8 protein-coding genes are annotated in these 11,849 nt (G+C 65.7%); 3 read left to right on the forward strand and 5 right to left on the reverse strand.

Translation table 11 applies throughout. From position 1 onward, the window contains the following. Positions 1 to 108: 108 nt before the first annotated feature. Positions 109 to 2,499 carry a bifunctional diguanylate cyclase/phosphodiesterase gene (locus tag AC0L2F_RS35265; RefSeq protein ID WP_473251474.1) on the reverse strand — a complete coding sequence of 797 codons (2,391 nt, stop codon included), beginning with the start codon at positions 2,497 to 2,499 and terminating at the stop codon, positions 109 to 111. A gap of 318 nt (positions 2,500 to 2,817) precedes the next feature. Here AC0L2F_RS35265 and AC0L2F_RS35270 point away from each other — a divergent pair, with 318 nt between their 5' ends. Further along, a complete protein-coding gene (locus AC0L2F_RS35270; RefSeq protein WP_473251475.1) occupies positions 2,818 to 3,984 on the forward strand; it encodes an ABC transporter substrate-binding protein in 1,167 nt (388 codons plus the stop codon). A 7-nt stretch (positions 3,985 to 3,991) separates the two neighbouring features. Here the strand turns inward: AC0L2F_RS35270 and AC0L2F_RS35275 are convergent, their stop codons facing one another. From AC0L2F_RS35275 to AC0L2F_RS35290, 4 genes are read right to left on the reverse strand one after another with little or no spacing between them, the layout of a single operon-like run. Continuing rightward, complete coding sequence (locus AC0L2F_RS35275) at positions 3,992 to 4,969, reverse strand: hydroxyacid dehydrogenase (RefSeq protein WP_473251476.1); 978 nt, start codon at positions 4,967 to 4,969, stop codon at positions 3,992 to 3,994. Between the two features lie 12 nt (positions 4,970 to 4,981). Then, positions 4,982 to 6,847, reverse strand: coding sequence for a TRAP transporter large permease (locus AC0L2F_RS35280; protein ID WP_063995268.1), 1,866 nt, complete (start codon positions 6,845 to 6,847; stop codon positions 4,982 to 4,984). Between the two features lie 7 nt (positions 6,848 to 6,854). Then, positions 6,855 to 7,886, reverse strand: coding sequence for a TRAP transporter substrate-binding protein (locus tag AC0L2F_RS35285; protein WP_063995267.1), 1,032 nt, complete (start codon positions 7,884 to 7,886; stop codon positions 6,855 to 6,857). Between the two features lie 18 nt (positions 7,887 to 7,904). Further along, a complete protein-coding gene (locus tag AC0L2F_RS35290) occupies positions 7,905 to 8,120 on the reverse strand; it encodes a hypothetical protein (protein ID WP_063995266.1) in 216 nt (71 codons plus the stop codon). 194 nt (positions 8,121 to 8,314) lie between these two features. Between AC0L2F_RS35290 and AC0L2F_RS35295 the strand changes: the two genes are divergently transcribed. Further along, positions 8,315 to 9,799, forward strand: coding sequence for a caspase family protein (locus tag AC0L2F_RS35295; RefSeq protein ID WP_473251477.1), 1,485 nt, complete (start codon positions 8,315 to 8,317; stop codon positions 9,797 to 9,799). A 288-nt stretch (positions 9,800 to 10,087) separates the two neighbouring features. Further along, positions 10,088 to 11,755, forward strand: a complete 1,668-nt coding sequence (locus AC0L2F_RS35300) for a SulP family inorganic anion transporter (RefSeq protein WP_473251478.1) — start codon at positions 10,088 to 10,090, stop codon at positions 11,753 to 11,755. Positions 11,756 to 11,849 lie beyond the last annotated feature (94 nt).

The raw sequence follows: 11,849 nt of genomic DNA on the forward strand, positions 1-11,849 counted from the left end.
TTGGGGTCACCGCTCTCCAGGCAATGCAAAACTCTCCCGGCGGGAGCAAAACATTCTCAAGCTCTGAGGAGACCGCGAAGCGGTCGTCTCGAAGGACGAGGCGGGCGCTCAGGCCGCGTCGCGTTGGGACGGTTTGACCGGCGCGTCGAACAGAATCCGTTCGATGGGGTGCGGGCGGCCGAACAGATAGCCTTGCGCGAAATTGACGCCGAGCGCCTTCAGCCGCTCGTACTCCTCGCGGGTCTCGACGCCTTCGGCGGTGACCGACATGTCCAGCCCGCGCGCCAGCGTCACGATCGAGGAGATGATGGCGGAGCTGCGCGGCTGATGCGTGAGGTTGCGGATGAACGATTTGTCGATCTTGATCTTGTCGAACGGGAACGCGGTCAGATAGCTGAGCGACGAATAGCCGGTGCCGAAATCGTCCAGTGCGAGCGCGATGCCGATGCTCTTCAGCCGCTCCATGAAGGCGTGGTTCTCGACGCCACGTTCCAGCAGCACGGATTCCGTGATCTCGATCTCCAGCCGCTGCGGCGGCAACCCGGAATCCGCGAGCGCCGCGCTGATCATCTCGAACAGCTCGGCCTCCTTGAACTGGATCGGCGACAGGTTGACGGCGACCGCGAGGTCGGACGGCCAGCCGGCCGCGTCCGCGCAGGCGCGCCGCAACACGAACTCGCCGAGCGGCACGATCAGCCCGGTCTCCTCCGCAAGCGGGATGAACTGGTCCGGCGCAATCAAGCCGCGCGTCGGATGCCGCCAGCGCACCAACGCCTCGAAGCCGCGCCGCGCGCCGCTGAGGGCGTCGACAAACGGCTGGTAGTGCACCTCGAGCTGGCATCGCGCGATGGCGTCGCGCAGATCGCCTTCCAGCGTGCTGCGCGCCTCGAGCTCGGCCGACATCGCCTTGTCGTAGATGGTGAAGCAGTTGCGGCCCGACGATTTCGAGCGGTAGAGCGCAAGGTCGGCCTTCTTCAGCAGCTGCTCCTGATCGCTGCCGTGATCGGGCGCGATCGCAATGCCGATGCTGGTGCCGATCTCGACGCGGTGTCCGGGAAGAAGGAACGGCTCGGCCACGAGCTTGGCGATCCGCCCCGCCAGCTCGGTTGAGCAGACGCGCTGATCCTCGCAAGCTTCCTGGATGACGGCGAATTCGTCGCCGCCGAGTCGGGCCAGCACGTCGCTGGGGCGCAGCGCCGATTTCAGCCGCTGTGCGACCTGACGCAGCAGCACATCGCCGGCACCGTGACCGAGCGAGTCGTTGACGTTCTTGAAGCGGTCGAGGTCGAGCATCAGGATCGAGAAGGTCGGACCGCCGTCCTTCAAACGGCCATTGAGCTCGTCGAGCCGGGCAAGGAAGAAGGCGCGGTTCGGCAATCCGGTCAGGATGTCGGTCTGGGCGAGTTCGAGCACCCGCCGGTTCGCCAGCGACAGCCGCTGCGAATTGCGGCTTGCGAGCACGAGATAGGTCGAAAGCGACAGCGTCAGCAGCATGCCGACGATCAGCACCGCGCCCGCGCGATCGTAGGTCGTCTCCAGCGGACCGCCGGCAGCCGGAACCGCCCGCACCTGCCAATCCATGTCGCCGATCTTGAGATTACCCGACCAGTGCAGGGTCCGCGCGACGTCTCGCATCGACTGCGGCGCGATGGCGGCCGACGAATAATCCGGCAGCATGTCCTCCAGGCCGACGATCTGCCCCGTATACGGCGGATAGACGTTCACGCTGACCGCGGGGCTTGCTCCGGTGGTCACGCGAATGGACTGGATCAGCAGCGGCAGGTCGAAGACGCCGACGACGAAGCCGGCGAGATTGCGGCGCCGGTCCACGACCGTGTCGCGCGACGTTCCCTTGGCGTAGACGGGAATGGCGACGAGTACGTCGGGCAATCGGCCGCCCGCCTTCGGCTCGTAGAGGTGGGTGCGAATGGCCGAGACGCGGTCGGTGTCGCGCGCGCGCTCGAGGACCGCGCGGCGCTCCGGAACGGTCGCGTAGTCCATGCCGTAGACCGGAGACGTCTTCGGCTGGGTCGAGTAGAGCACCGGAAAATATTCGTCGGTCTGCGGCGCGGTCGCGAACGCATCGCCCTGGAGCGACTTGATGCGATAGCCGGACACGCCATCCGTGATTGCCGCGGCCTCGTATTCGGCGCGCTCCTTGCGGTTCACGCGCGGGACCCAGGAGATGCGCAGCATGCCGGGATGGCGCTCGAACAGGCGGGCGCTGAAGGTCTCGAATTCGCTGCGGGTGATCTCCTGGTTGGTCGATTCGAACAGCGTGCGCAGCGCGACGAGCCTGGAGATGTACTCGCCCATGCCGTTCTGCATGACGATCACTTCGGTCTCGGCCGCGTTCTCGAACTCGATCTTGTTGACGCGGCCTTCCCATCGCGCCACGGCGGCCGCAGCCACCACCGAGAACAAAAGACCGATTCCGACCGCAACGAGCGCAGGACGATAGAGCCCGAGCAGCGGCGCGGCACGCCACCATCCGGTCATACGCCTCCGATCCTGATCGTTCTGATCCCGACCGCCCATTCCAGAAACCGCCGTCCCCTCTTCCCGATCGACCGAACCTCTGGTTGAGCCGCCGGAGCCACTATCGGAACAGGACCGCGGTTAAGAACTGCACAATTTCAGAACACGGCTGTTCCGCATGACCTGCCTTAGTTAATGAAATGCAGGATGATGCGGACTTTGTCGCAATAAGTTGCCGGTTTTCCCCGGAGTAGTACGGAGCAGCCGATACATCGCCGATTCATCCTGCGGAGATAGCTTTCCCGAAACCACTCCCCGCACCCGGCAAGACTTTTCCTGATGTATCGATCTCGATCTGCGACATGCCTCGTCACGACCGTCGTCCTCCTGGCAGCAACCATGCTCCCGGCGAAAGCCGACGAGATCGGCGTCAGCGAGGATGCGATCCTGTTCGGCCAGGCCGCAGCGCTCGAAGGTCCCTCCTCCGCACTCGGGCAGCGGATGCGGCAGGGCATCGTCGCAGCCTTCACCGAGGTCAACGCCAAGGGCGGCGTCCACGGCCGCAAGCTCCAGCTCATCAGCCGCGACGACGGCTACGATCCGGACCGCTCGGCGGCGCAGACGCTGCGGCTGATCGAGGAGGACAAGGTGTTCGCGTTGATCGGCGCGGTGGGCACGCCGACCGCGGTGGCGACCATACCGATCACCAGCGCGAGGAACGTGCCCTTCATCGGTCCGTTCAGCGGCGCTGAATTCTTGCGCGACCTCGAGCTTGCGAACGTGGTCAACATCCGTGCGAGCTATGGCGCCGAGGCCGAGGCATGGGTCAAGCACCTCACGGAGGATCGCCATTTCACCCGCATCGCCATTTTCTACCAGGACGATTCCTTCGGGCGCGACGGTCTTTCCGGCGTGAAGCGCGCGCTTGCCAAACGCGGCCTCGAGCTCGCCGCCGAAGGCACCTTCGAGCGCAACACCCGCGCGGTCGCTTCGGCCTGGCGCACGATCAAGCGCGTCGAACCCGAGGCAATCGTCATGGTCGGGACCTACGGTCCCTGCGCGGAGTTCATCAAGCTCGCGCACCGCAGCGGCGCTCGTCCGACCTTCGTCAACATCTCCTTCGTCGGCGCCGTGGCGCTCGCCCGGGAGCTCGGCCCCGAGGGCGAAGGCGTCGTCGTCTCTCAGGTCGTGCCGTTTCCCTGGGACCGCTCGCTCAAGCTGGTCGCCGACTACCAGGCGGCGCAGACGGCGTTCGACCCGGCGCTGACGCCGAATTTCGTGTCGCTCGAAGGCTATATCGCCGGCCGTCTCGCGGCCGCGGCGCTGGAACAAGCCGGACCGCAACCGACGCGCGCGGGCCTGCTGCGCGCCATCAACGATGTCGGCCGCTTCGACATCAGCGGCAGCACCATCACGGTCGGCATGCGCATGCTCGACGCGCCACCAAAAGTGTTTTTGACGGTGATCCAGAAGGACGGGACGTTCAAAGCGGTGGACCGGCTGTAGAGCCGGATCACGGCCGGCGCGTCCAGCGCTCGGCGTTGACGGCGCCTTGCGGGAACTCGCCTTTGACGATCGCTTCGACCTGGCGCACGGTTTCCAGCGACTGATATTCGATCGCCTGCGGCGTCAGTCCGCCGACATGGGGCGTGGCGATGACGTTGGGAAGCTTCGCGAGCTCAGGACTTGGCATCTGGTCGGGCGCGCGGCCGACATCCATCGCGGCACCCGCGATACGATTCTCGAGCAACGCCTTCGCCAGCGCCGCTTCATCGACGAGGTTGCCGCGCGAGAGATTGATGAAGGCCGCATGCTTCTGCATCCGCGCCAGCGCCGCCTCGCCGATCAGATTTTCGGTCTGCTCGTTGGCGATGGCAAGGCAGACGACATAGTCGGACGCGGCGAGGAGCTCGTCGAGGCTGACCTGGCGGACGGCGCTGTCGCTCACGGTCGCAAACGGATCTGCGACCAGCACCTCCATGCGCATCACCTTGGCGATGTCGGCGAGGTAACGCCCGATGCTGCCATAGCCGATGATGCCGATCTTGCTGCCGGCGAGCTGACGGCCCATCCGCGCTTCCGGCTTGCGGCCGGCGTGGTAGTCGGCCGTCGCCCGGGACACGCCGCGGGAAAGATCGACCATGAAGCCGAGCGCGAGCTCGGCGACCGCCTGCACGAAGCCGGGCCCGGCGCGGGTCACGAGCACGCCGGCGTTCGAGGCGGCCTCGACATCGACATTGCGGATGTCGACGGCGCAACGCACGAAGGCGCGCAGACGCGGCAGTTGCGCAAAGATCTCGCCGCGTCCCTCGGTCATGCGATCGGCCACGATGATGTCGACATCTTGCGCAGCGCGCACGAGGCTGGCTGAGACCAGCGTCTCTTCGCTCTCGTGCAGGATCACCTCGGCGGCCGCGCGCAAACCGTTCAGGCTGCGATCACCGTAGTAATTGCGGCGCATCTCCGGCGTGTGGGCCAGCAGGACTTTCACGGCAACACTCCCTCAGTAGCCGAACGCGCGCGGCAATGCCGTGCTGAGCCATGGCACGAACGCGATCACGAGCAGGCAAAGGAACAACAGGCCGAGATAGCCCATGATCGGTTTCACAGTCTGCTCGATCGGCACGTTGCCGATCAGGCAGGCGCCGTAAAGCCCGAGCCCAAGCGGCGGCGCGAACAGGCCGATGCCCATCGCGATCACGAGCACCACGCCGAAATGCAGGGGATCAATGCCGAGCTGCACGGCCACCGGCAGCAGCAACGGCCCGAAGATGATCAGCGCGGCCGCGCCCTCCAGCACCGAGCCCATCACGATCAGCACGCCGATCGCGAGCAGGATGAACAGCCAGGTGCCGCTGGTCTTGGACAATCCCAGCATGAAATCGCCGACCGCATGCGGCACTTGCTGTAAGGTCAGCGTGAACGCCAGCGATTGCGCTGCGGCAACGATGAACAGCACGAGCCCCGCGCGCGTCGCCCCCTGCACAAAACTGTGCGCGGCCGATGTAAAGCTGAGTTCGCGGAACACGACACTGCCGACGACGAGCGCATAGGCCACCGCGAAGGCGGATATCTCGGTCGCGGTGGCAAAGCCGCTCTTGAAGCCGAAGAAGATCATGAAGATCAGCCCGAACGAGGCGATCGCGCCGCTCCACAGCCCCGACACCGGCATCTGCGGCGCGACCTCCTCGGCATCAGCCGCAGTCTCAGCCGGAGTCTTGCCGAAGATGATCGAGACGGCGATCAAGGCCAGCGCCATCAGCGCCGCCGGCAACAGCCCTGCGACGAACAGGCCGCCGATCGACAGGTTCGCGACGAAGCCCAGGATGATCAAATTGATGCAGGGCGGAATGGTCTCCGCCATCACGGCGGAGGCCGCGAGCAGCGCCACCGCGCCGCCCGGATTCTGCTTGGAGCGGCGCGCGGCCGGAATCAGCACCGAGCCGACCGCCGCGACATCGGCCATCTTCGAACCGGAGATGCCGGAGAACAGCACCATTGACGCCACCATCACGACGTTCAAACCGCCGCGCATGCGCCCGACCCCGCGCTGCAACAGCTCAATCAGCCGCACCGACATCCCGTTGGCTTCCATGAGGTAGCCGACGAGAATGAAGAAGGGAATCGCGAGCAGCACGAAATTGTCGATGCCGCGCGCCATTTGCTGCGCGAAGATGACGCCGGGCAGCGCGCCCTCGACCCAGATGAAGATCAGCGCGGCCAGCGCCAGCGCAAAGCCGATCGGCAACCCGCCGACCAACGTCGCGAAGAAACCGATCAGCATCAGCGTGCCCGCCGAGGGCACCGTGGCGGGCGACAGATAATCCCAGGCGAGATAGAGGCCGGTCACGACGGCAACCGCAACGAGACCTCTGACGATATCGGGAAGCGGCCTGGCGCAGAGCTGGTCGATCGCAAACACCGTCATGAACAGCGCGCCGGCGCCCATCGGGTAGAAGGTCAGCTCCAGCGGCAGGCCCGACCCGGTGGTCTGCCCCGCCGTCAGCGAGCCGAGCTTGATGGCATTGTAGGCGACATAGGCCGAAATCAGCACCACCAGCAATGCACTGGCCGCATCGACCAGCGCGCGCAGCCGGACTGGCGCCAGATCGCGGAAGAAGGAGACGCCGACATTCTCGCCGCGCGCGAGCGCGCTCGCCGCGCCGAAGAAGGCCGAGCCGACCATCAGGCCGCGCGCCACGTCATCGGACCACTCCACCGGCGCGTTGAAGCAGAAGCGCAGCACCACGGAACCGCAGACGACGACCAGATCCGCGGCCAGCAAAACGGCCGCGACCGCGTCGCTGACGCGAAGCAGCAGGGCGATGCTCCCGTGGCGGCCGCCCGAGAGAGGTACGGCAGCTGTCATTGCCACGTCAGGCCTGCGTGGCGCGGATGATGCCAATGACGGCCTTGGAGTCCGGCCGCGCCTTGATGAAGTTCTCGATTTGCGGCGCGACGCGCTTCTTGAACGCCTCGCGGTCGCATTCGGCCACCGTCACGCCCTTTTCGGTCAGAGCCGACAGCGCCTCCTTCTCAACGGCGAGCCCGTGGGTCCGCGTGTCGGCCGCGGCCTTCTTCGCGGCATCGAGAAAACCCTCGCGCAGCTTCGGATCCATGCGGTTGTAGGTCGCGTCGCTGAAATAGATCGCGAGCGGCGAGAAATTGTGCTGCGTGAGTGCATAGAATTTCGCCGTTTCGAAGAACTTGCTGGCCAGGATGGTCGGCGGATCGTGCTCCAGCCCGTCCAGCACGCCGGCCTGCAATGCCGTGTAGATTTCGCCGAACGCCAGCGGCGTCGCGGCGGCTCCCATCAGGCGCAGGCATTCCGTGATGACGGGATTTGGCAGCGTGCGGATCTTGAGACCGGCGAGATCTTCCGGCGTCTTCACCGGCTTCCGCGCCAGCACGCTGCGCGAGCCGAAATTATAGGCCCAGGCGATGATGCGGATGTTGCTGCCCTTGAGCAGCGCGTCCTCGATCGGCTTGGCGGCGCCCGAATCGAACGCTTTGGTCTGCTGCGGGAAGCTCGAGAACAGGAAGCCGAGATCGAAGGTCCCGACCAGCGGCACCAGATTGGCCGAGATCGACGAGCCCGACACCATGAGGTCGATGACGCCGAGCTTCACCGAGTTGATGACATCGATTTCCTGACCCAATTGGTTGTCGGGAAAGAACGCGACCTCGACCTGCTCACCGAGGCCGTTCGCCTTCAGGCTCTTCACGAGATTGTCGTAATAGACGCGGCCGTTGGCGAATTTGGGATCGTTCGGCAGCGAGGAGGAGCATTTCAGCTTCAAAGTCGCGGCTTCGGCGCGGCCGATGAGTGCGGGGGAAAACACGAGGCCGGCGGCAAGTCCCGTCGACGACTTGATGAACGCGCGACGGTTCACGGGCACGATGGACATGGTGCGGTCTCTCCCCGATTATTGTTTTTCGAGCGACGGTCGTTGCCACAGCCCGTTGCGCGGACTGTATGGCCAAAGCGACGCCGCAGGCAAGGCTTGCGGCCGGTCGTCGCAAAGCGGCATGTCGCGAACATCGACGACTTCAGCGCGCGGCGAAACAACCGTGTTTTTTGCGGGATTCTCGCCCAGACCTGCATCGGGCCGATTGTGCGCGAGGATGCTTTCGCGCGACATCGGCGATCAATCCAATTGGCGCATGGATCAATGCGCGATTCACATGGATGGCTCCAGAACGATGCCGCACCAGCTCTGGCAGACCCCCTGCCCCTTTTTGCCGCAGCTCAACGTGATCCAGTGCACAGACGGACGCATGGCGGCCACCTAGAAAAGGTGACATTATCGCGCGCATTGCCGATGGAGGTGACACCATGCGCCGTCCAATTCTTCGCAATTTGTTTCTAGCATCCGGTCTTCTCGCGCTCACGCAATTGACGATTCCGACGGAGGCCGCGGCCGAAGCGCGGCTCGCACTCGTGATCGGTCAATCGGCCTATCGCACCGTGCCAGAACTGCCCAACGCGGCCAACGACGCCAAGGGCATGACGGAACTGCTCGGCAATGCCGGCTTCACCGTCACCACGGCATCCAATCTGGCGCAGAACGATATGCGTCAGGCGATCTCGGATTTCGCCGGCAAGGTCAGCGCCAGCGGCGCCGACACTGTCGCGCTGGTGTTCTATGCCGGCCACGGCCTCCAGATCGACGGCGAGAACTATCTCGTTCCCGTCGATCTCGACCCCAAGCGCGAAGCCGACATTCCGCTGCAGGGTGTGCGGCTCAACGACCTGCTTAACACGCTCGGCGCGCTGCCGACACGAGCCCGCATCTTCATGCTCGATGCCTGCCGCAACAATCCGTTCCCGGCGCTGAGCGGCGCCGGACACGGGCTTGCGATCGTCGACACCAAGGCCGGCGCGCCGGGCTCCTTCATTTCCTATTCGACCTCGCCGGGCTCCGAAGCCGAGGATGGCTCCGGCATCGACAGTCCCTACACCACCGCGGCGCTGACCGTCGCCAAGCAGCCCAATCTGCCGATCGAGGAAGTGTTCAAGCGCATTCGCGTCGCCGTGGCGCAATCGACCGACGGACGCCAGATCCCCTGGGAAAGCTCGTCGCTGACGACCGACTTTAAGTTCTTCGGGGGCGACAGCAGCGCTCAGACTGCGGTTCCTGGCGCATCCTCCATGGCACTTGCCGGCGGCACGCGCAGCCTCGAGGACTGGCGCAAGGATTTGCAGGGCAAGCCGGCCATGGTCGCCTATGAGATGGTGATCACCGACGACACCGTGCCTGCGTATCAGGCCTATATCGAGTTGTATGCTCAGGATACACGTACGCCGCGGCTGCGCACGATCATGGAACGCCGGCGCCAGATGCTGGCGTGGGAGCGCGCCACCGCGATCAACACCCGCGCCTCGTTCGAGGCGTATCTGGCGAACTGGGACAACAGCGACCTGGCTGCGACCGCACGCAGGCTGCTGCTCCGCGTGCAGAACCGCAACTACGTCTTGCCGGTCGCCGCGGCTGCGACTCCTGCCCCGATCGCCGTCGCGCTGGCCCCGACCTGCCCCTGCTCGACACCCACAGCGCCGGCCTCGCCGGTCAACCCGACAATCGCGCCCGTGATCAAGAAGCGCGTCGACGACACGCCGCCGAAGCGCAAGGTGGTCGACACGCCGCCCAGGCAGCGCCGGCCGCCGCCTGATGAGGTGATCTACGAGCGCGCGCCGCCACCGGATCGCGGCCCGCCGCCCGGTGCCATCATGCAAGGCATCGGCATCGGTGTCGGGATTGGCATGGGAATGGGTGGCGGCCGCGGCGGCGACTATCACAACGACCGCGGCCGGTACTGAGGCTTCCGTCCACGTCGAAAGAGATGTCCGCAAGCCCATGGCTTGCGGACATTTCTGTTGATGCGGCTCCCGTGCCCCGGACGCAGCGCAGCGCTCTTCGGCGGTGCGCTGCAGAGCCGGGGCCCATGCAACAGCGAAGCGTGCAGCATCCTGGGTCCGGCTCTGCGCAGCAACGCTACGGGCTGCAGCGCGTCCGGGACACGAGAGAGTTCCCCCGTCCGCCGCCTTCCGATCCGGAATTGCTGTAGTCTAACCGACTGACGAAGGCCTTCCGGGGATTCCACATCAATGCCGCACGACGCTCACGCCAAGCCAGCTTGGCCGCTGTTTCGCTCACTCGCGTCCTATTCCCTCCAGGGCGACCTGATGGCGGGCCTGACGCTGGCTGCGATCGCGATACCCGAGCAGATGGCCACGGCGCGGCTCGGCGGCTTCGCGCCGCAGATCGGCTTCTTCGCCTTCATGGCAGGGTCGCTCGGCTTTGCGATGCTCGGCGGCAACCGCTTCCTGTCCTGCGGCGCCGATTCCACGATCACGCCGATCTTCGCCGGCGGACTGGCGGCGCTGGCCGCCGCCGGCTCGCCTGAGTATCAGGGGCTCGCGATCGCGCTGGCGCTGATGGTCGGCGCGATGATGCTGGCCGGAGGCGCCTTCCGCCTTGGCGGCATCGCCAATCTCTTGTCCGTGCCCGTCATGGTCGGCTTCCTCGCCGGCATCTCCGTCCACATCATCGTCTCGCAATTGCCGGGCGTGCTGGGTCTGGACTCGCCGGGCGGGCCGACGCTCGATCGCATCGGTGTGCTCGCAAGCGAGCTCGGCCGCACCAATCCCTTCACGCTGTGCATCGGCCTCGGTGTGCTGGCCGTGGTCTTCGTCGCCGAGAAGGTCAGCGCAAAAATCCCGGGCGCGCTGATCGGGCTCGTCGCCGCGACCCTGGCCACGATCGTGCTCGGCCTCGAAAGCAAGGGCGTCAATGTCGTAGGCGCCGTGCCGGGAACGCTGCCACGGCCGACCTTCCCCGAGCTTGCACCGGAGCAATGGATCCGCCTCGTGCCGCTCGCGTTCGTGATCACGGTCGTGGTGATGGTGCAGACTGCGGCGACGACGCGCTCGTTCCCGTCCGATCCCGACAAGCCGGCCGATGTCGATCGCGATTTTCTCGGCGCGGGCGTAGGCTGCGTGCTGTCGGGCCTGTTCGGCGCGTTTCCGGTCAATGCCAGCCCGCCGCGGACGGGCATCGTCGCCGAGACCGGCGGACAATCGCAGCTCGCGGGCCTCGCCGCCGCTGCGATCGTGCTGGCGCTGCTCGCGTTTGGAACGGGATTGCTGCAGCACGTTCCGGACGCAGCCCTCGGCGGCATCCTGCTGTTCGTCGCGTTGCGCATCATCCGCGTGAAGCAGATCGTCACGATCTTTCGCCAATCCCCGAGCGAATTCCTGCTGATCGCTGCCACCGCCGCGCTGATCGTCGTGCTGCCGATCCAGCAGGGTGCGTTCCTCGGCATCATGCTGTCGCTGCTGCACGGCATCTGGAGCACGACGCGCGCGCGGCTGGTCGAGTTCGAGCGCGTGCCGGGCACCACAATCTGGTGGCCGGCGCATCCTCACATCGCCGGCGAGCGGATCGCCGGCGTCGCCGTAATCGGACTGCAGGCGCCGCTGTCCTTCCTCAACGCGCCCGGCTTTCGCAGCGACGTGACCAAGGTGCTCGGCACGACGCCCCCGCAGCTGCTGGTGCTGGAGGCGAGCGGCATGGTCGAGATCGACTTCACCGCCGCGCAGATCCTGCTTGACGTGTTCAGGGCATGCAGCGAACAGGGCGTCACGGTCGCGTTGGCCCGGCTGGAATCGGTGCGTGCGCAGGACGCGTTCGAGCGGTTCAAACTGTTCGAGGCGCTGCCCCGGGAGCACGTCTTCCACAGCGTCGACGAGGCCGTGCGCAAGCTGGTGAGATAGTCCTGCTACGCACTCGATCCTCATCCTGAGAGGGTGAGAATCTTTCGTCTAAACGGGCATTTGCCGTAGCCGCTTTGCTATGATTCGATGACGG

The sequence above is a fragment of the Bradyrhizobium sp. Ken64 genome, assembly GCF_055807555.1.

What these genes read in the sequence shown, in the direction of transcription:
- AC0L2F_RS35265 (WP_473251474.1), bottom strand. Translation starts at nt 2,499, where the DNA reads ATGACCGGATGGTGGCGTGCCGCGCCGCTGCTCGGGCTCTATCGTCCT.
- AC0L2F_RS35270 (WP_473251475.1), top strand. Translation starts at nt 2,818, where the DNA reads ATGTATCGATCTCGATCTGCGACATGCCTCGTCACGACCGTCGTCCTC.
- AC0L2F_RS35280 (WP_063995268.1), bottom strand. Translation starts at nt 6,847, where the DNA reads ATGACAGCTGCCGTACCTCTCTCGGGCGGCCGCCACGGGAGCATCGCC.
- AC0L2F_RS35285 (WP_063995267.1), bottom strand. Translation starts at nt 7,886, where the DNA reads ATGTCCATCGTGCCCGTGAACCGTCGCGCGTTCATCAAGTCGTCGACG.
- AC0L2F_RS35290 (WP_063995266.1), bottom strand. Translation starts at nt 8,120, where the DNA reads ATGTCGCGCGAAAGCATCCTCGCGCACAATCGGCCCGATGCAGGTCTG.
- AC0L2F_RS35295 (WP_473251477.1), top strand. Translation starts at nt 8,315, where the DNA reads ATGCGCCGTCCAATTCTTCGCAATTTGTTTCTAGCATCCGGTCTTCTC.
- AC0L2F_RS35300 (WP_473251478.1), top strand. Translation starts at nt 10,088, where the DNA reads ATGCCGCACGACGCTCACGCCAAGCCAGCTTGGCCGCTGTTTCGCTCA.